Here is a 19530-nt window from a genome sequence, read left to right as displayed (position 1 = left end):
GATTCTTTGGCGTTGGGGCGACCGCCTTCGCGAGCAAGCTCGCTCCCTCAGGGGAATGCATTCCAGATGTGGGAGCGGGCTCGCTCGCGAAGAGGCCAGATCAGTCACCACTTATGTTGAACGGCACACCGCATTCGCGAGCAAGCCCGCTCCCACAGGGGAACGCGGACTCATGGGGAGCATTGTTTTTTAAACGCTCAGCATCAGGAACTCCCGCTCCCACGAACTGATCACCCGCTTGAAGTTCTCGTGCTCGGCGCGCTTGACCGCGACGTAGCCACGCACGAACTTGTCGCCCAGATAACGGCCGATGGTTTCGCACTCTTCCATGCGGGTCAGGGCGTCTTCGATGGTGATCGGCAAGCGCAGGTTGCGGCGCTCATAGGCACGACCCTGAACGGCTGCGCTTGGCTCGATGCGTTCGATCATGCCCAGGTAACCGCACAACAGACTGGCGGCGATCGCCAGGTACGGGTTGGCGTCGGCCCCCGGCAAACGGTTTTCCACGCGCATGGCATCGGGGCTCGAAGTCGGCACACGCAGGCCGACGGTACGGTTCTCTTCACCCCACTCGACGTTGACCGGTGCCGAGGTGTCCGGCAGGAAACGGCGGAACGAATTGACGTTCGGCGCGAACATCGGCAGCAATTTCGGGATGTACTTCTGCAGGCCGCCGATGTGGTGCAGGAACAGTTCGCTCATGTTGCCATCGGCATCGGCGAAAATCGGCTTGCCGGTGGCGATCTCGACCACGCTCTGGTGAATGTGCATCGCGCTGCCCGGCTCATCGCCCACCGGCTTGGCCATGAAGGTCGCCGCGACATTGTGCTTGAGCGCCGCCTCACGCATGGTGCGTTTGAATACGGTGATCTGGTCGGCCAGGTCCAGGGCATCGCCGTGACGGAAGTTGATTTCCATCTGCGCCGGGCCGTCTTCGTGGATCAGCGTGTCGAGGTCCAGGCCCTGCAGTTCGCACCAGTCATAGACGTCTTCGAACAGCGGATCGAATTCGTTGGCGGCATCGATGGAGAACGACTGACGTCCGCTTTCCGCACGGCCCGAACGGCCCAGTGGTGCCTTGAGCGGCAAGTCTGGATCTTCGCAGCGCTGGGTCAGGTAGAACTCCATTTCCGGCGCGACAATCGGCTTCCAGCCTTTGTCGGTGTACAGCTGCAGCACTTTCTTGAGCACGTTGCGCGGCGACAGTTCGATCGGGTTGCCGAATTTGTCGAACGTGTCGTGGATGACGATGGCCGTCGGCTCGATCGCCCATGGCACTACGTAGACGGCGTCGGACACCGGCTTGCAGACCATGTCGATGTCAGCCGGATCGAGCAGGTCGTAGTAGATGTCGTCGTCGACAAAGTCCCCGGTTACCGTTTGCAACAACACACTTTCCGGCAGGCGCATGCCTCGCTCATGCAGGAACTTGTTGGTGGGTGCGATTTTGCCGCGTGCAATGCCGGTCAGATCGCTGACGACGCACTCGACTTCGGTAATCTTGTGATCTTTCAGCCATGTGAACAGCTGATCGAAAGGGGCATTCATAAAGACCTCGTTATTGGTTTTATTAACGCCAGGGCAAGCCGATTTCATCTTTCGGGCACTTCCCCTGTAGCGCGTTGACGACTATCTTGGGCGAGCCTTGCCGTTCCATCTATCCACTTTATCCAGCACAAAGCGCACCAAAAGAGTGCGCAGGGTCGCCCATGACAACCTGCAACTCGCTACAGGTCCAAGCGTTCAACACCGCCGATGTCGCCGAGCAGATCCGCGCCACGCCGGGTTGGGTGCAGCATTACCAGCAGATGTCGCCGGGGCATTTCGCCGGCCAGATTCGCTATCTGGACCTGCAGGGCGTGGAGATTTACGAAGAGTCCATGAACACCCGGGTCGAGCAGAATTTCAGCGCACCCCAGGGTTCGTTGGCGTTCTGTTTCGACCGCAGCGACAACGCGCTGTACCTGCTCAATGGCGAAAGCCGAAATATCTGGATCACCCCGGAGAACTATCAGGAAATTGCCGTGGTGTTCGGCCCGCAGTTCGTGCAACGGCACAGCCTGGACATGGCCAGACTCGAAGGCTTGTTCCTGGCGCCGCTCAACTCCCGGCAGAATGCCTTGTTCAGTCGCTGGCTCAGCGGCACCCTCACGCGCCTGTCGCAGACCTTCGACCCGCCGAGCCGCGAAGCCCTGACCGAGCAATTGCTGGAAGACTGCCTGTTCATCCTCGATAACGCCTGCGTGTGTCTCGACCAGGGCGCGTTGCAGCGCCGGGCGGGGGAGCGGGCGATCATGAAACGGGTAGGGGAATGGGCCGCGGATACTCCGGAAGAACACCTCAACCTGCTGGAACTGTCCCAGGTTGCCGGGGTTTCACTGCGCCAGTTGCAGCATGCCTTCAAGACCTACACCGGCATGGCCCCGACCCAATGGCTGCGCCTGCGCCGCTTGAACAGCGCCCGCCGCGAGTTGCTCAGTTGCACGCCGACGCAAACCACTGTGGCCGAAGTGGCGATGAACTGGTCGTTCTGGCATTTGGGCCGGTTTTCCAGCAGCTACCGCGCGCTGTTCAAGGAACTGCCGAGTGACACCCTCAAACGCGCGAGCGCCGTGCAATCGAGCAGGCGGCGCTAGAAGGTCGGTGGAGTAATCAGCAGTCCACCACATCATCAACATTGTCCGGTTGCCGCAGCGGTGACCAGCTTCGTAACGATTTCCACTGGATTGTCACGTCTTGGCTGCTACCGATATTGGACCGTGCCCGGTTCGACGAACAGTCGCTGTTGTTTGCGAAGCTGTTGCGGTTCGATGAGTAGCTTTATATATGCTGCGTCAATCAAGCCTTGTCAATGACTGATTGACGAAGTGATTTGTTGATGGATTCAACGCACAGAAATGAAACGTAACATTTGAACTACCTCTACTGCCGTATAGATAAAAGTATATTGAGTTTTTTAGTTGAGAGGTTATATACGGCCTGCCGCATGATAAATATGCGCTCGTTGTATTTGTGTGCAAATTCTATGATGGGTGGAGGTGCATCAATTGAACTGTCGTAAAGTCTGCCCCGTGCAAGTGAGTCTATCGAATCAGTTATCACGTAAGGGTTATCTGTGTGGGTAATTAATTTGTAGAACGCTTTAGGTAATTTTTTGTTTTGTGCGTCGACGAAATCTTTGAAATCCTTTAGGGGTTGTGGCAACTGTGTAAAGTCAAATTCTTTATCAGAAAGAATGGCGTTCATCGCACGGGTTTTAAGATCGGTCATTGGTTTTGGGAGCGGATTGTAATTGTCTTGCTTGTCGAGCATGACGAAATCGGCTATAGCACGACTTTTTTTCTCGATTCTAACTTCGGCACGGTTCATTTTTGCTACCATTCGCCTCGCCACTTTGTTAGTTATATTCGGCTTTAGGTTCCAGGAAGAGTGCCCTAGTTCACGAAATACTGTTATAGTCCGTGCTGTTTTAGAAAACACCCAAATTGGCGCCTCCCCATTCGGGTCGACTCGGTTGATTGGGTCTCCTAGACAATATGCATACGAATTCAATCCGCCTTTCCCAAACGGACTTATACGGTCCGGACTATTAAATCGCATCAACACCGGATTAAAAGCCCGATAGCCATTACCCAACCAATAATGTCCGGTCACCGGGTCCGGCCGTTCGCCATTGAACCCCAGCAAACTGAGCAAACCACTCATCGCAGACGGATACCCATAGGGGCAGTAGGTGATGGCTTGTCGTTTGGTGTCTTTGTTGAGCGTTTGCAGCACCGAACGTTGCAAGTCGGTGGCCAGTAACGTGGTATTCGGCGTGTTGTGTTCGTGCTTTTGCTGCGCCAACAGGAAGTTATCGTGCTGGACGATGGAATATCCAGTAGCACCCTGTGTCTCGGTGGCCAGTCGCGTTGAATTGTAAAAACGATGACGTTTCGAGCTGTCTGAATTGAGACTGGCCAGTTTATCCAGCGCGTCGTAGGTGTATTGGATGAGCAGCTCTGGTTTGGTCATTGGGCGCACCGAACTTTCAGGTCTGGGAGGGATCGAGTATCAGCTGGATTGGCGTGGCTGGGTACTAGCAGAACTGATAGTCCAGAACTCCTGTAGGAGCGAGCCTGCTCGCGATGGACGTCAACGATAACTCGGGTTTCCTGAATACCCGTGGCACCCTCAGGTTTTTCGCGAGCAGGCTCGCTCCTACAGAGAATGTTTTGATCTAAAAGCCCCGGCAGCCCAGGGCAACAGGGCGCTGGTGACCGTGACGTTGGCGGCCGCGAGCATATGTACGATGACGAAGCGATTCATGGTCCGCAGGGGGATATACCGCGGCCGATTCTGCGTGGACGCTGGCCTACGTAGGCTTCGATGTGCCAACGCCGTTTCTGGCGTGGCATGTGCCGTAGATCAGTCGAGATCCGCAAACACTGAAATCGCCGAGACTGGCATTGTTGGCGCAAAAGGCCGACCGGAAACCGGATGCCGGTTGAGAGCTGAACTACAATCTGTCCATGTGAACCACGCCCCTCTGGAGGTCATCATGAACAGGCTTTCGCCACTCGGTCTTTGCGTTGCATTGTCGCTTTTCAGTGCCCCGGGTTGGGCTGCGACGGTGGTACCGTTGAAAGGCCAGAGTTCCCAGCAAACCCAGGCAGACATGAACGAATGCAACAGCATTGCCGCCAGCCAGAGCGCGTCGACTACCTCGTCGACTTCCGGTGGCAGGGTCAAGGGTGCTGCCGTAGGTGCCGCCGCCGGCGCAACTGCGGCACAGGTGCGCGGCAATCAACATGACGATGCCTATGACCGCGTTGACGATGATGTTAAACAGGACTATCGGCAGGACCGCGCCAAGGAAACCGCAGCAGCCGGTGTCGTGGTCGGCGGATCGCGTCAACGCCAGGATCGCCGGGAGCAGGAGAAAACCTCGGCGGCGAACACCACCACGGCCTATAACAGTTGCTTGCAGGGCAAGGGATATCAGATCAATCCTTGAGCCTTTGCCACGGTGGCCGACCAATGCCGCGGCAATACCGACAGGCCACCGGTTAGACCTTTCAACCGCCGCACGCTGAAGAAACTACCTAGAGCACTAGGGCAATCGCCGTATTCGACGGTGATTGCCTCAATATCCAGCCCCCGGGCTCTGACATAGGCTTCCTATAGAGAACGCCCAACTGCCGGAGTCGCTATGCGTTTGTTTGAATTGATCACGTTGACCGTACGTGTGCGTACGGTTGCCGAGGCACTGGTGCGCATCGAAGCCGCGCTCAAAGGTCCGCAGGTCGGTGGCGTGTTGATGGGCTGCTGGGCCTCGGAGATTGGCCAGTTGAATCAGATCGCTGTGCTGCGCGGTTTTGCCGATGAACAGCAAAGGCAAGCCGAACGCGAGCGCTTCCTGTTGGACGGCGGCGGCTTTGGTGCCAACGAATTCATCACCGATCTGCGTATCGAAAACTACAGCCTGTTTCCCTTCCTCGAGCCCCTGGCTGCTGGCCAGCACGGGCCATTTTACGAAATGCGCGTGTACGACCTGGTCAGCAGCGGCTTGCAGCCCACGCTCGATGGTTGGCGCAAAGCCATTGAAGCGCGAACCGCCGAGCAGTACTCGCCGGTGTACGCAGCTTTCTACGCCACCGACGGTTGCCTGCCGCGCTACCTGCATATCTGGCCGTGGAAGACCCTTGAGCAGCGCCTGCAAGTGCGCACCCAGGCAGTCACCGACGGTGTCTGGCCACCGGAGAATTCCGGCCCGCAGCTGCGCGACATGCGCTCGACAATTTACCTTCCGGCGACGTTCTCTGCGCTGCAGTGACTTCAGTGGGCAGCGCGGGTAGACGGCAGCAGGATGGTCAAAATCCCCAGCAGCGGCAAAAACGAGCAGAGCGTGTACACGTACTCGATGCCGTGGATGTCCGCCAAGTACCCCAGCAGCGCAGCGCCAATGCCGCCGAAGCCGAACATCAGGCCGAAAAATACCCCGGCGATCATGCCGACGTTGCCGGGGACCAGTTCCTGGGCAAAGACCACGATGGCCGAAAAAGCCGAGGCGAGGATGAAACCGATGATGATGCTCAGTGCGGCGGTCCAGAACAGGTCGACGTAGGGCAGGGCGAGGGTGAAGGGCGCTGCACCGAGTATGGAAAACCAGATGACCTGCTTGCGGCCGATCCGGTCGCCGATCGGGCCACCGAAGAAAGTGCCCGCCGCGACCGCACCGAGAAACAGGAACAGGTACAGCTGCGAGCTGGCAACCGACAGGTCGAACTTCTCGATCAGATAGAAGGTGAAGTAGCTGGTAAAGTTGGCCATGTAGAAGTATTTGGAAAACACCAACATCGCCAGTACCACAAGGGCAAAGGTCACCCGGCTCCTGGACAGGCCATGGGTCGCCTTACCGCCTTGCTTGAGCTTGAACAGGTCCAGATGTTTACGATACCAGCGGCTCAGTCCGTACAGCACGAGAATGGCGAACACTGCGAACAGACCGAACCAGGCGACGTTGCCCTGGCCGTAGGGAATGATGATCGCCGCGGCCAGCAGCGGGCCCAAGGCACTGCCGGCGTTGCCGCCCACCTGGAAAGTCGACTGTGCCAGACCGTAGCGTCCGCCTGATGCCAGCCGGGCGACTCGCGACGTCTCCGGGTGGAAGGTCGAGGAGCCAATGCCCACCAGCGCTGCCGCCACGAGAATGGCCGCAAAACTGCCGACCAGCGACAACATCACAATACCAATCAGGGTGCACACCATCCCCGCTGGCAGCAACCAAGGCTTGGGATGGCGGTCGGTGTAGAAACCGATCCAGGGTTGCAGCAGTGACGCGGTCAGTTGAAAGGTCAGGGTGATCAGGCCAACCTGAGTGAAGGTCAGACCGTAATTAACCTTGAGCATCGGGTAAATCGACGGTAATACGGCCTGGATCAGGTCATTGATCAGGTGCGCCAGGGCACAGGCGCCGATCACGCGCATGACCAGCGGGCTGGCCTGGCTGGAAACCGAGGTGGTGGCGGTGGGAGACGCGGTAAGGCTGGTGGACATGGGCGAGCTTCCAGACAAAAAAGCGCAAATGCGCTGCCGTTTTTTGGGGGTTTGGCGCTATCCTAAGGGCCGAAGCTCTGCCCGTCTCGCGCAATTGAGGCGCTGACTATCGCAAAAAGGGCGAAATTATCATTCCGTTGAATAAACTTCTGGCTGATATCGACCAAGGCGACTGGAGTGTTCGTAGCAGTGCTACCGACTACCCGGAAGACTGGGTGATCCAGCCGCATTGCCATGAAAAACATCAACTGATCTACGCCATCGAGGGTGTGATGGTGGTGCACTCGGCGCTGAGCCAGTGGACGGTACCACCCAGCCGTGGCATCTGGATGCCCAGCGGGCATATTCACTCGATTCGCTGTGTCGGTGCGATCAAGATGCGCAGCGTGTTTGTGCGTCCTGACGATTGCCTGGGTCTGCCAGCCGAACCGAAGGCGGTCAGAGTGTCCGCGCTGCTGAGCGAATTGATCAAGGTCTCGGTGGATTTCGCGCCATCCTTCGCAGTGGATTCGCGGGAGGACCGGGTGATGCGCTTGATCCTGGACGAGTTGACGATCCTGCCGACCTTGCCACTGAACTTGCCACAGCCCACCGATCCGGCCATCAGAACCATCTGCGACGCGTTGCAGCGTAATCCCGGAGATGGTTCGACCCTGGCGCACTGGAGTTCACGACTCGGTGTCGACGAGAAAACCATCCAGCGCAGATTTCACCGGGAAACCGCCATGACCTTCGGCCAATGGCGCCAGCAGTCGCGCTTGTTGTTGGCCCTGGAGCGCATAGCGGTCGGGGAAAAGATCATCGACGTCGCCGGTGAACTCGGCTACGACAGCCCCAGTGCGTTCACGACGATGTTCAAGAAACAGTTCGGTAAGACACCCAGTGATTTTTTCAGGTAGTCAAAAGCCATTTTCCTGTAATGGAAGTATCGACACACAAGGCGCGGACGGTTTGACCCGCCGCGCCTGGCGGTCATTTGCTGGCGTCCAGTACCACGCGATAACGCGCCTTGCCGCTGCGCAGATGATCGATGGCTTCGTTCACCCGGCTCATGGGGAACATCTCGACCTGCGGCAAAATCTGATGACGCGCACAAAACTCGAGCATCTTCGCCGTGTTGGCCGGCGAGCCGACCGGTGAACCGGACAGGCTCTTCTGCCTTGGGATCAGTTCGAACACGCCCACCGGTATGGCGCTGGGCACGATGCCCACGAAGTGCAGGCGACCCTTGCCGCGCAGGGTGGCGAGCATGGCGGACCAGTCGAGGTCGGCGCTGGCAGTGACCAGGAGGAAATCGAGGGTGCCAGCAATGGATTTCAGGGCATTACTGTCGGTCGAGGCGATCACATTGTGCGCGCCCAGACGCCTGGCTTCGTCCTGCTTGTTCAACGACGAGGTGAAGGCGGTGACCTCGCAGCCCCAGGCGTTGAGCAAACGCAGGGCCAGGTGACCAAGCCCGCCGATGCCTACCACGCCGACCCGGTCGGTCGGTTTGACGTCGAACTCCACCAGCGGGTTGAACACCGTGGAACCTGCGCAAAACAGTGGGCCGGCCATGGCTGGATCGAGGCTGGCAGGTATCGGCAGCGCCCAGGCCCAGTGCGAACGCAAGCGATCGGCGAAGCCGCCGTTGCTGCCGATGATCGTCGGCTTGGCAGTGTTGCAAAGCTGATGGGAGCCTTCGATACAGGAGGAACAATGCATGCAGCTGCCCTTGTACCAGCCGATGCCCACCCGCTGGCCCGCCTTGAGGCCGCGTACCTGTGAGCCCGCCCGCACAATAGTGCCGACCACCTCGTGGCCGGGGATAAAGGGGTATTTGCTGATGCCCCATTCGTTATCGATCATCGACTGATCGGAGTGGCACACGCCGCAGTATTCCACTGCAACTTCGACCTCTTCGTCGCCCAATGGGCCAGGGTCGTAGCTGTGTCGCTGCAACGGCCCGCCGGCCGCCGTTGCAGCCCAGCCAGTGAAAGTAGTGAGTTCGCAACTGTCGCTCATTGAACACCTCGGAATCAGGAGACAGGGGTTGCCCCCGAACGCTGCAGCGCAGCCTGAAAAGTGTAGCGGCACCGGGCGCTGTCGCCATCGCCATCCACCGGGCAAATAGGCAGGCATCGCCAATGTGCAATGAACTCCTGCCGGGCGCCTGCCTCTGAACATCAAGAGCGCCGATCAGCTTTCAGATTGCCAGCCAACCATCGTACTTGCCGCCGCATCCGGGAGACGCCCCATGAGCAACTCTGCCACCCTGGAACAATTGCTCGAGCCATTTGCGTCCCGCCCTGTAGCGCGCACAGCAGCGGGTGATCTGCAGCGACTGATGCAGAAACTCATCGTGCACGGATTCAGTCACCTGCCTTTACCCGGCCACGGGCAGACCCTGGAGCGCTGGCGAACATTGGCGGCGGTGGCCGCTTGTGACCTGGCGCTGGCCAAAGTGTTTGAAGGGCATACCGATGCGCTGGCGATCATGGCCGAGCTTGAACCTGACGCAACGCCGGTGCCGGGGAGTTGGGGGATCTGGGCCGCCGAACCGCCATTCGCGCGGGTCAAAATCATTGGCCGCGAGGGCGATCAGCTGTACCTGCAGGGTAAAAAAGCCTGGTGTTCCGGCGCCCCATTGCTCGATCACGCGCTGGTAACCGTCTGGGACGAGCAGCACCAGCCGCAATTGGTCGCCGTTGCCTTGTCGCAACCGGCTATCCGCATGAGCGAAGAAGGCTGGCAGGCGGTCGGCATGGCCAGCAGTGCCAGCCTGGATGTGCATTTCGAACTGGCGCTGGCCCGTGGCGTCGGCATGCCCGGACAGTACCTGGATCGCCCGGGATTCTGGCAAGGCGGTGCCGGCATCGCTGCGTGCTGGTTCGGTGCGGCCTGCGCCCTGGCAGGCTACTTGCGTCAGCATTGCACCAAGCCACACCACGACGTGCATGCCCAGGCGCATCTCGGCACCGTGGATGCGGCGCTGGGTGCGGCGGCCGCTGCGCTGCGTGAAACGGCGCAGTGGATCGATGCCCATCCCCGCGACAGTGCCGAACTGCAGGTTCGACGTGTGCGGGCGCAGGTAGAAGCGGCGGTCAGTGTGGTACTCGAACATGTCGGACGGGCACTGGGGGCCACACCGTACTGCCGGGACAGTCACTTCGCCCGGCTCGCGGCAGACTTGCCTGTCTATTTGCGGCAGAGCCATGCAGAAAAGGATCTCGCCGAGTTGGGCAAACAGGTCGCGGCGCAACCGGTCGGGGAGTGGTTACTGTGAAAGCAGAGCAGTCATTGGCGGAAAATCTGATTCGCGGTCCGGGTACATCACTGGCGCAGTGGCAGTCCAGCCCGGCGCTTGCCCGGGTACCAATGATCAGCCATCGAACACTTGTGCCGCAGGGAAGTCGGCTGGTGGTGGTCGCCCCCCATCCGGACGATGAGATCCTCGGTTGCGCAGCAATTCTGGCCGGCATGCAGGGCCGGGAGGCCGACATCTTGATGATCGCAGTCACCGATGGCGAAGCCAGTCATCCAGGTTCGCGGCAATGGAGCCCGGCGCGCTTGCGTCAGCAGCGTCCGCTGGAAAGTGTCCATGCATTGCAGCGACTGGGCCTCGATACCCAGGCGCTGCACTGGCAGCGTCTGAGTGCGCCAGACAGCGCTGTGCCGGATCATGAAGATCATCTGGCGGCCCGACTGATGGCACTGCTTGAACCGGGTGACCGGGTTGTCACGACCTGGCGTCACGACGGGCATTGCGACCATGAAGCCACGGGACGGGCGACTGAGCGTGCCGCCAGGCAAAAGCAGGCCTGTCTGATTGAGGTACCGGTGTGGGCCTGGCATTGGGCACACCCGCAAGATCCGCGAATTCCCTGGGCACGAGCGCACAAGCTGATGCTGGACCCGCCGCTGTTGGCGCGAAAGCGTGAGGCGATTGCCGCCCATGTTTCGCAAGTCAACGCCGATGGCGACAATGGCGCGGTACTGAGCGACGACGCTATCGAACGACTGTTGCAGCCCTTTGAACTGGTATTTACATGAGCCTGTCGCCTGATTACTTCGAGCAGATGTTCCGTGCCAGTGACGACCCCTGGTCCTTTCGCACCCGTTGGTACGAGAAGCGTAAACGCGAACTGACCCTGGCCAGCCTGCCGCGCCAACGCTACTCGCGGATTTACGAGCCCGCCTGCGCCAACGGCGAACTCAGCGCGTTGCTCGCGATGCGTTGTGAGAGTCTGCTGTGCCAGGAGCTCAACGCCAGGGCCGTGGGACTGGCCCGTGCCCGGTTGAGCGGGTACGCCCATGTCCGGGTCGAGCAGGCGCGCATCCCCGCCGATTGGCCAAACGGGCTGTTCGACCTGATCGTATTGAGTGAAATCGGTTATTTCCTCGACGCCGGCGAATGGACGCAGGTCATTGATAACACTCTGCGCAGTCTGGGCCCGGACGGTGGTGTACTGGCCTGTCACTGGTTGCAGCCGATCGAAGGGTGCTCCCAGGACGGTCGCCAGGTGCATGCACTGCTTGCCGAGCGGCTGCACCTGCATCGACTGATACGCCATGAAGAAGCCGGGTTTGTCCTCGAATACTGGAGCCGGCAGCCGGCCTCGATAGACCTCGACGAAACCTGCGACTGATCACTCGGCCAACGATTGCAGAAAATCGCCGAAGCCTTCGCGACAGCGACAATCCTTGCGCGCGCTGGTGATCACCCGGTTGGTCGCCGTCCACATGATGTTGGCGCCACTGCGCTCCAGGTCGGCGATCAGTTGCACGTCTTCGTGGGTGGGCAGGGCCCTGAAACCGCCAGCATCGAGATAGGCCGTGGAGGAGACGCCAAGGTTCGCGCCGTGAATATGCCGATGACCTTCGACAATCCGGTAATGGGCGTCGTAGCGCTCGCGTACCGCCAGTGGATGTTCCGACCAGTCGTTGACCTGGACCAGACCACAGACCGCATCCACATTGAACTTGAGCTGATCGGCCAGCCACGAGCGCGGCACGATGCTGTCGGCGTCGGTGAAGGCCAGCCAGCGTGCGCCCGCGGCCAACAGATGTTCGGCACCATGGGCCCGTGATTGTCCGACGTTGCGATGGTTGCAGGTCAATGTCCTCACGCCGTAAGCCTGGGCAATCTGCAACGAGTTGTCGGTGCAGGCATCGAGCACGAGCAGCACCTGTACCTCTTCATTGCCCAGGCCTTCGTGAAGCGCGGCCACCAGCAGCGATTCGATGCAGTCATCGAGAAACGCTTCTTCGTTGTGCACCGGGACAATGACTCCGATCATTTGCGGCTCCCCATGACCCATGCATCAGTTACATGGCTTTGGGATGTCGACCGGAGCCCTTTCGCATTGGTTGCAACTTTTTGCGCACAGCCCCGGGGCTGACCATTGATCGCTAGTCACAGTGAAAAAAAGGAACCGCCGGTTCAGCACCTTGCCCTTATTCATATGCCAATCCGACTGAGGAGCAATGACCATGCGAGCAATGACCTATCACGGCGCCCATAAAGTCAAAGTCGACACTGTCCCCGATCCGGTCATCGAACAGGCTGACGACATCATCCTGCGCGTCACCGCCACGGCGATCTGCGGTTCGGACCTGCACCTGTATCGCGGCAAGATTCCCACCGTGGAGCACGGCGATATCTTTGGCCATGAGTTCATGGGCATCGTCGAAGAGACCGGCTCGGCGGTGACCCGGGTGCAGCGCGGTGATCGTGTGGTCATTCCGTTCGTGATCGCCTGCGGCGAATGCTTCTTCTGCCAGCTGGAGCAGTACGCGGCCTGCGAAACCACCAACGATGGACGCGGTGCCAACCTCAACAAGAAATCCATCCCATCGGGCGCTGCGCTGTTTGGCTACAGCCGCCTGTATGGCGGCGTACCCGGCGGCCAGGCTGAACTTGTGCGCGTGCCAAAAGCCAATACCGGGCCGTTCAAGGTGCCCGGCATTCTGGCGGACGAGAAAGTATTGTTTCTCTCCGATATTCTGCCGACGGCCTGGCAAGCGGTGCTCAATGCCGGCATTGGCCAGGGTTCCAGCCTGGCAATCTACGGCGCCGGACCGGTAGGCCTGCTCTGCGCAGCTTGTGCACGGATGCTCGGTGCTGAACGGATTTTCATGGTCGACGATCATGACTATCGACTGGCCTATGCCGAGAAAACCTACGGGGTGATCCCGATTAATTTCGAGGACGATGACGATCCCGCCGATACCATTATTCACCAGACCACAGGCATGCGCGGGGTGGACGCCGTGATCGACGCGGTAGGATTCGAAGCCAAGGGCAGTACTACCGAGACCGTGCTGGCGACCTTGAAGCTCGAGGGCAGCAGCGGCAAGGCCTTGCGCCAATGCATCGCCACGGTGCGCCGTGGCGGTGTGGTGAGCGTGCCTGGTGTCTACGCTGGCTTCATCCATGGCTTCATGTTCGGCGATGCGTTTGACAAGGGCCTGACATTCAAGATGGGGCAAACCCACGTGCAGCGCTTTCTGCCTGAGCTGCTGGAGCACATCGAGCTCGGCCGGTTGAACCCGCAGGCAATCGTCACGCACCGTCTCTCCCTGGAGCAGGCGGCTGAAGGCTACGAGATCTTCGACAAGTGCCAGCAGGACTGCCGCAAGGTGATCCTGATTCCGGGGGCGACCAATACGCTGCGGACCGAACCCATTGAAGACACCGAGACCATCCCGGTGTTTGCCGATCGAGGGGTCACCACCTTGTAGCGACGCTGTAATGTCGAGCGCTAGGGGCCCGAGCGGCGCCTGCCAAGTCGATTGAGTGCAAGCAGGGCACCGCTGACCAACAGCGCGGCGCCGACCACCAGCAGCGCCGAAGGACGAATCGGCGCAGGCTTTGGGGTGTCGGTTTCCAGCTCGAACGTGTCCACGGCATTGCGCACAATTTCATCGGTTGCATAGTAGGGCAGCGATTGCTGCGACTCATACTCCATCAGGTGCAGCTGCAGGCGCGCACCATCGCCCAGGATCAGGGTCAGGTTCTCGATGGTGCCGGCGACCCGCCCCGGATAGACAGGCTCACCGCCAGGGTCCAGTTGGTCATACAGGAACTGCCGGCCTTCGAGCCAGCCGACCGCTGTTTGCAACTCGGGGCCCAGGTAATACTTTCCATCGAGGAAAAAGCCGGGGAAATGTGGCGTACGTTCACGGCTTTCAACGCTGTAGCGCTCGCCCGGCCGCATACCGGTTGCCTGGTCGATCATGATGATGTGCTCCTGTCTGATGGTCTGCGATAGAGAACGGCCTGTCTGCAGGGTTCCATCGAGATGAGGAAAGGTAAGCCCGGTGTCCGCAGACAACTATCAGGTAGCGCAGATAAATCGAACTCTGCACGGTCGATCGATTCAACCTTGGACATGACGCCGCCAGGAGATGCAGTTGAACAATCCAGCGATTTTCATCGGATGTGCGGGCTGGCAGCTTGGGCGCGAGCATTCGCCTGCCTTCCCGGTGGCCGGAACTCACTTGCAACGCTATGCAGCGCAGCTTGGCGGCGTGGAAATCAACAGCTCGTTCTATCGCCCGCACCGTTGGCAAACTTACGAACGCTGGGCTGAGTCGGTGCCCCAGGGGTTTCGTTTCTGCGTGAAGGTGCCGAAGTTGATCACTCACGAACGGCGTCTGCAGGGGTGTGCCCGGGAACTTGAAGCGTTTGTCTGGCAGTGTTGCGGATTGAACGATCGACTGGGTTGCCTGCTGGTGCAATTGCCGCCTTCGCTGGTATTCGATCGTGAGATCGCTGAAGCTTTTTTCATCGACCTCAGACGATTGCATGACGGCCATGTGGTGCTGGAACCCAGGCATGAATCCTGGCGCGATGCCGAGCCGCTGCTGCAGGAATACCGGGTTGCCCGGGCGGCGGTCGATCCTTCACGCATCGCTGGTGACGCGGCACCGGCGGGCTGGCCGGGATTGCGGTATTGGAGGCTGCATGGCTCGCCGCGAATATACTTCAGCCCCTATGAGGTGCCAGCGCTGCGGATTCTGGCGGATGAACTGCAGACGTCTAGCGGTACTTGCGAAGCGACCTGGTGCATTTTCGACAACACAGCCAGCGGCGCTGCGCTCGGCAATGCCTTGACGCTCTCGCATTTCTGTAGGAGCGAGCACGCTCGCGATGGTCGCCAACGATAACGCTGGAAACCTGACACCCCGCGGCGCTCTCAGGTTCATCGCGAGCATGCTCGCTCCTACAGTCCGGGTTCCAGTTGCAAAGAGGTGGATATGACCAGCAACTCGCCATACCAGGTGCAAGGCGTCAATGAACCAGACCCGGAGGCTCCGGATCGCTACGACCCACTGACAAAACCCGACGATGAGCGTCCGGACAGTCGGGAAGCGCCGGGCAGGGAAATGCCGGAGGCCGACGAACCCACTCCACTATCGGACGACAGGCGCTGAGACACTTTTGGGAAAGCAAGGGAGGCCGTCACTCGACCTCCCGCTCGGCCATCATCTAGTTGCCATCGGCAACCTTGCGCTCGATCTCGTCAATTTTTCGCTGCTGCTCTTCTTCGTCCTGTTCCTCTGTTTCAGAAGAAGAGGGCGTAACGGTCTGATCGACTCCCTCGCTATCACGCAGATCCCTTTCAACCACATTGACGGTTGTGCCGGAAGAATCGGTGGGCGGGGTGTTTGAGTCGGTGTTTTTTTTGGTGTCGTCGATATTCATATCACTTTCCTCCATTGTCCTGAGATATGGATATCAAAGGGGCAAAGGAAGTTTGCCCGCCCCGACTGGCGGAAAAAAGGCCTCCAGTGCTACTCGTCCAAAACGATCCCCGATCCGCCGGATTCCAACGGGATGTCCTTCAACTTGGGCAACCCGTCCTTGATGCGCAATACGCTCTCTTGATAGTGAACGTGTACGCCTGGGCAATACTCGAGGTCCGGGATGACCGCCGCATACACATCGATGAGCCCCATGCCCGGGTGTTCAGTGAACAGATGCCCGCCACAGTTCTTGCACCACTTGCGGTAACTCTGCACTGTCTTGTTGTAGGTACCAATGTTGTCAGCCCCCCGGGTGACTTGCACTGCCTCGGGTTTCCATAGCGTGAAGGCATTGACCGGCCCTGCTGACCAATGCCGGCACGACGCGCAATGGCAATACCCCATGGCGACCGGCTCGCCGCTGACGGTGAACTCGACGGCGCCGCAAAAACAACTGCCCGTTTAAGACCGTTCAGTACTCATGGTATGACTCCTCGCTCAATTGTCAGGCGCTTGGCATGAATCGCCGCCTTTACGCGTCGACGTAGTGCACTGCCGTCGTCGGCGTGCGTCGCACCTGTAGTTCGAAAATGTCAGGGCGCCCATAGTGCCCGGCAACGTCGAGCGTGCGCCGCGCTGGCGCTACGAGTGCAACGTCGATGTCCGCATACAATATGGCCGCCTCCCGGTGTAACGGACCGGCCACGATCCGGCCCTGGGGATCGACCACCACCGAGTCGCCGTCGTTGATCCACTCATCCGGATCGGGGAACAGTTGCGCTAGCGCTGGAACGTCCTGGGGAATATCACTGCCACGCAGCGAGGTGCCGCTGCCGAGCACCCAGCAGCGGCCTTCGAGCGCAATGTGACGCATGGTGCTGATCCAACCCTCGCCACAGTCGTACGTCGGGGCGACGTAGATTTCCACCCCCTGGGCATACAGGGCATAGCGTGCCAGGGGCATATAGTTTTCCCAGCAGATGAGCGTGCCGACCCGGCCGACCGGTGTCTCGACCGTACGCAATCCGGCTGCATCGCCAAAGCCATGCACCATACGCTCGGGATTGGTCGGCATCAGCTTGCGGTGCCGGTTGATCACTTCACCGTTGGCACCGATAACGACTACGCTGTTGAAGAGGGTGCCGCCGCCATTCCCGCGCTCGCATTCATTGATGCCGCACACGATTGTCACGGCATGAACGCTGGCGGCCTCGCACAAGTCGCGCAGGTCACCGTTGGCGATATCGACAGCGTTGGCCTGTAGCTGTGCATGCAACTGGCCCATGACAGCCCCGTTTCTTCCTGCCGCCAGCCGCCAGATCCATGCCGGATAACCTGGAATATACGATTCGGGTAAAACAATCAGCGAGGCACCTGCCGCTGCGGCCTCAGCGACCGATTGCACAGCTCGGGCGATCGTCGCACTGCGATCGAGCAGCACGGGCGGACGTTGAATGATCGCTATCTTGCTCATGGCGTACTCCTGGGCGATTGGCTTTCGAAGGCTTGAGCGTGCGCGCGGCGAAGTCGTGGGGCTAGTTCAGAATCTGAAGCGTTGCAGGTGCGGAGTACAGGCGATGGACGAAAGCTACGGTCAGTTCTGCACAGTCGCACGCGGTGCGCAGGCACTGTGCGAGCGCTGGACGCCATTGGTTGTGCGCGAGCTGATGTGTGGCAGTAAGCGTTTCAACGAACTGCACCGCGGCGTACCACGGATGTCCACCAGCCTGCTGGCACAACGGCTGCGCCATCTGGAAGAGATTGGTGTCATCCATCGCACGGCCGCCGGCAAAGTCTGGGAGTACAGCCTGACCGAGGCGGGAGAGGAACTGCGCCCCATCATATTGGCGCTAGGCCACTGGGGGGCGCGCTGGATCGGCAGCCGCCTGCGCGATGACCAACTCGACGCGGGCCTGCTGATGTGGGACGTGCGCCGATTCGTGCGCCTCGAGACATTCCCGTCCCGGCCGGTGGTCATCCACTTCAGGTTCCGCGACGCACGTTCGGGCGAGCAAGAATGGTGGCTGGTGGTCGAACAGGGCGTGGCGGATCTTTGCCGCGACGACCCCGGCCGCGAACTGACGCTCGTCGTGGACTCCAGCGTGCGCGCGTTGACCGAAGTGTGGACGGGGGACCGCACACCGAAGGAGGTTCTGCAGTCGCGGGAGCTGCGAGTAGAGGGCGCCGAGCAGGATGCGCAGAACTTGTGGCGCTGGCTGGGCACGAGTGCATTCGCCGCTACGCGCAGGGCTGCCATCTAAGTTTCGGGATCGTCAGGAGGAGGGCGCATGCCGGCACGAGGGACAGTTGTCCCATCATGCTGCATGCTCCCTGCCGGCCCAAGCACAAGCAATGCCGCAGGCCAGTCAGGGAAGTTACATTTTCAACAAGTCGGCACATCTCCTGTGGGCCAACCGCTGCTTCGCTTCCTTTTTTCCGAGCGCGCTTTCCTTGGCTTGAACGCTGGATGGCTCCCGTCAGTTACCAGACCTTGAGCGTGTAGTCGATGTTGACTCGGGTTTCGTTGTCACTTCGGAATGTCGAGGCTGCGCTTTGCTCGTTGCGATAGAACGCATTGCGCAAGCGCAGAGCGAGGCCCTTTGCCGGGCCTGACTGAATGACGTAAGCCAACTCCAGGTCTTTAGACGACTCCGTCAGGTCGCTGCCCCCCAGTTGCGGCAGGTCGATATTGGTACCTCGCAAATAGCGAACCATGCCGGTCAGCCCCGGTAGACCCACCGCGGCGAAGTTGTAGTCGTAGCGCGCCACCCAGGTCCGCTCCTTCGGATTGACGAAGTCTGCACTTAAAGTGCCGTCGCTGAGCACAGCGGGCTCTCCGCCAGCAATGTAAGGTAATGCCGTGTCGCCGGTCTGGTGCATGTAACCCATGCCCAGGGTGTGGGCGCCTAGCTGGTAGCTGAACATGGCGCCGGCGTTCAGGTTGTCTACTTTGCCGGCTTCTGCCCGGCCGTTTTCACGACTGTTGAAGACCCGAACGTCTGTTTTCAGTTTGCCAGGCCCTAGGGGGAGCAGGTGGATGCCCACTGCAAGGTCCTGCGTGTATAAATCCCTTAATTCGGCGTGAAAATAGCGAAGCGTCAATGCGTCGGACCAATGATAGTCGCCACCAATGAAGTCAAACCGCTCGGAGCTCGCGCCCTTCCTGAACCGACCGTTGGGCGACGCCAGTGATATCGGTTGATAGTCAGTAGAGTCCCGCAGGTTCACTCGATCCATGCGCCCGGAGTGCAGCGTCAGGTTGTCAATGTCATCGGAAACGGCATAGGCGCCACGAAAGGATTGCGGCAGTAAACGTGCAGGGCTTGCTGTGATCACCGGCAGGGCAGGGAACTGCGTGCCCACCGATAGCCGGGTCTTCGATATCTTCGCCTTGAGCGCTACGCCCAACTCTGAATATTCGTCTGCGACTTCACGGGTCTGCGGGTTGAAGGGCAGGAGCTGGGTACCGGTGCGATCGGGCGACGAGTCCAGCTTGAGTCCCAGCATGCCCGTGAGGTCCATGCCGAAACCCACGGTCCCTTCAGTGAAGCCGGAATTGGCCTTGAGGATAAACCCCTGGGCCCATTCACGAGCGGCGGAATAAGGGCTGGTTCCTTTGTAATCCCGGTCCAGGTAGTAATTGCGCGTCGTCAGGTTAACGCTGCTGTCGTCCACGAACCCTGCGTATGCGGTGGACGAGGCGCAGGCTGTCGCCATGCCCAGGCAATAGAGCCCCGGGCATTTGATTGTGATTTTCATGTT

The 19530-nt window shown here is 59.8% G+C and carries 20 protein-coding genes and 2 pseudogenes; 12 read left to right on the top strand and 10 right to left on the bottom strand.

Going from position 1 to position 19530, the window contains the following annotated elements:
- Positions 1–189: 189 nt before the first annotated feature.
- Positions 190–1548 (bottom strand): glutamine synthetase family protein, encoded by a 1359-nt coding sequence (locus KW839_RS00750; protein WP_218423076.1) that lies wholly within the window; start codon positions 1546–1548, stop codon positions 190–192.
- A 161-nt stretch (positions 1549–1709) separates the two neighbouring features.
- Here KW839_RS00750 and KW839_RS00745 point away from each other — a divergent pair, with 161 nt between their 5' ends.
- A complete protein-coding gene (locus tag KW839_RS00745; protein WP_218423075.1) occupies positions 1710–2636 on the top strand; it encodes a helix-turn-helix domain-containing protein in 927 nt (308 codons plus the stop codon).
- A gap of 286 nt (positions 2637–2922) precedes the next feature.
- Here KW839_RS00745 and KW839_RS00740 read toward each other — a convergent pair whose 3' ends face one another.
- Entirely contained in the window at positions 2923–4014 is a 1092-nt protein-coding gene (locus KW839_RS00740; RefSeq protein ID WP_218423074.1) for an RHS repeat-associated core domain-containing protein, read from the bottom strand.
- A gap of 226 nt (positions 4015–4240) precedes the next feature.
- On the opposite strand from KW839_RS00740, the pseudogene KW839_RS27465 reads away from it, so the two are divergent.
- From KW839_RS27465 to KW839_RS00730, 3 genes and pseudogenes are all read left to right on the top strand, one after another.
- A pseudogene (locus tag KW839_RS27465) lies at positions 4241–4403 on the top strand (flavodoxin family protein); the annotation flags it as partial.
- Positions 4404–4540: 137 nt separating this feature from the next.
- Positions 4541–4996: a YMGG-like glycine zipper-containing protein gene (locus KW839_RS00735; RefSeq protein WP_218423073.1), complete on the top strand. Its 456-nt coding sequence runs from the start codon at positions 4541–4543 to the stop codon at positions 4994–4996.
- A gap of 195 nt (positions 4997–5191) precedes the next feature.
- On the top strand, positions 5192–5815 hold the full coding sequence (locus KW839_RS00730; protein ID WP_218423072.1) for an NIPSNAP family protein: 624 nt from the start codon (positions 5192–5194) through the stop codon (positions 5813–5815).
- 2 nt (positions 5816–5817) lie between these two features.
- Here the strand turns inward: KW839_RS00730 and KW839_RS00725 are convergent, their stop codons facing one another.
- Positions 5818–7038 (bottom strand): MFS transporter, encoded by a 1221-nt coding sequence (locus KW839_RS00725; protein WP_218423071.1) that lies wholly within the window; start codon positions 7036–7038, stop codon positions 5818–5820.
- Between the two features lie 125 nt (positions 7039–7163).
- On the opposite strand from KW839_RS00725, the gene KW839_RS00720 reads away from it, so the two are divergent.
- Positions 7164–7937 (top strand): helix-turn-helix domain-containing protein, encoded by a 774-nt coding sequence (locus KW839_RS00720; RefSeq protein ID WP_060542138.1) that lies wholly within the window; start codon positions 7164–7166, stop codon positions 7935–7937.
- Between the two features lie 73 nt (positions 7938–8010).
- Here the strand turns inward: KW839_RS00720 and KW839_RS00715 are convergent, their stop codons facing one another.
- Positions 8011–9042, bottom strand: coding sequence for an NAD(P)-dependent alcohol dehydrogenase (locus tag KW839_RS00715; protein ID WP_218423070.1), 1032 nt, complete (start codon positions 9040–9042; stop codon positions 8011–8013).
- 232 nt (positions 9043–9274) lie between these two features.
- On the opposite strand from KW839_RS00715, the gene KW839_RS00710 reads away from it, so the two are divergent.
- Genes KW839_RS00710 through KW839_RS00700 form a run of 3 tightly spaced genes read left to right on the top strand, consistent with a single transcriptional unit; the run spans position 9275 to position 11666 of the window.
- Complete coding sequence (locus tag KW839_RS00710) at positions 9275–10303, top strand: acyl-CoA dehydrogenase (protein ID WP_218423069.1); 1029 nt, start codon at positions 9275–9277, stop codon at positions 10301–10303.
- Positions 10304–10317: 14 nt separating this feature from the next.
- Positions 10318–11070 carry a PIG-L deacetylase family protein gene (locus KW839_RS00705; protein ID WP_218423391.1) on the top strand — a complete coding sequence of 251 codons (753 nt, stop codon included), beginning with the start codon at positions 10318–10320 and terminating at the stop codon, positions 11068–11070.
- A complete protein-coding gene (locus KW839_RS00700; RefSeq protein WP_218423068.1) occupies positions 11067–11666 on the top strand; it encodes an SAM-dependent methyltransferase in 600 nt (199 codons plus the stop codon). Before KW839_RS00705 ends, KW839_RS00700 begins: the two co-directional genes overlap by 4 nt.
- Here KW839_RS00700 and KW839_RS00695 read toward each other — a convergent pair whose 3' ends face one another.
- The gene (locus KW839_RS00695; protein WP_218423067.1) at positions 11667–12317 is read right to left on the bottom strand and encodes a glycosyltransferase family 2 protein; all 651 of its coding nucleotides are present in this window, start codon (positions 12315–12317) and stop codon (positions 11667–11669) included.
- 193 nt (positions 12318–12510) lie between these two features.
- Between KW839_RS00695 and KW839_RS00690 the strand changes: the two genes are divergently transcribed.
- Entirely contained in the window at positions 12511–13761 is a 1251-nt protein-coding gene (locus tag KW839_RS00690; protein WP_218423066.1) for a zinc-dependent alcohol dehydrogenase, read from the top strand.
- Between the two features lie 20 nt (positions 13762–13781).
- Here KW839_RS00690 and KW839_RS27990 read toward each other — a convergent pair whose 3' ends face one another.
- Positions 13782–14258, bottom strand: a complete 477-nt coding sequence (locus tag KW839_RS27990) for a short chain dehydrogenase (protein WP_218423065.1) — start codon at positions 14256–14258, stop codon at positions 13782–13784.
- A gap of 175 nt (positions 14259–14433) precedes the next feature.
- Here KW839_RS27990 and KW839_RS00680 point away from each other — a divergent pair, with 175 nt between their 5' ends.
- Positions 14434–15189: a DUF72 domain-containing protein gene (locus KW839_RS00680; protein ID WP_256352442.1), complete on the top strand. Its 756-nt coding sequence runs from the start codon at positions 14434–14436 to the stop codon at positions 15187–15189.
- 90 nt (positions 15190–15279) lie between these two features.
- Positions 15280–15456, top strand: a complete 177-nt coding sequence (locus KW839_RS00675) for a hypothetical protein (RefSeq protein WP_177336975.1) — start codon at positions 15280–15282, stop codon at positions 15454–15456.
- 55 nt (positions 15457–15511) lie between these two features.
- On the opposite strand, the gene KW839_RS00670 is transcribed toward KW839_RS00675, so the two are convergent.
- The 3 genes and pseudogenes from KW839_RS00670 to KW839_RS00660 form a co-directional block, all read right to left on the bottom strand.
- Positions 15512–15727: a hypothetical protein gene (locus KW839_RS00670; protein WP_218423063.1), complete on the bottom strand. Its 216-nt coding sequence runs from the start codon at positions 15725–15727 to the stop codon at positions 15512–15514.
- An 89-nt stretch (positions 15728–15816) separates the two neighbouring features.
- Positions 15817–16251, bottom strand: a pseudogene (locus KW839_RS00665) (GFA family protein).
- 49 nt (positions 16252–16300) lie between these two features.
- Positions 16301–17242 (bottom strand): carbon-nitrogen hydrolase family protein, encoded by a 942-nt coding sequence (locus KW839_RS00660; protein ID WP_218423062.1) that lies wholly within the window; start codon positions 17240–17242, stop codon positions 16301–16303.
- 103 nt (positions 17243–17345) lie between these two features.
- On the opposite strand from KW839_RS00660, the gene KW839_RS00655 reads away from it, so the two are divergent.
- Complete coding sequence (locus KW839_RS00655; protein WP_218423061.1) at positions 17346–18029, top strand: helix-turn-helix domain-containing protein; 684 nt, start codon at positions 17346–17348, stop codon at positions 18027–18029.
- Between the two features lie 220 nt (positions 18030–18249).
- On the opposite strand, the gene KW839_RS00650 is transcribed toward KW839_RS00655, so the two are convergent.
- Positions 18250–19527, bottom strand: a complete 1278-nt coding sequence (locus KW839_RS00650; RefSeq protein WP_218423060.1) for an OprD family porin — start codon at positions 19525–19527, stop codon at positions 18250–18252.
- Between the last annotated feature and the right edge of the window lie 3 nt (positions 19528–19530).

The organism is Pseudomonas sp. PDM31 (assembly GCF_019218965.1).
Classification (GTDB): domain Bacteria; phylum Pseudomonadota; class Gammaproteobacteria; order Pseudomonadales; family Pseudomonadaceae; genus Aquipseudomonas.
The sequence above is the reverse complement of the archived record's forward strand: the minus strand, read 5'-3'. Positions and strand labels throughout refer to the sequence as shown.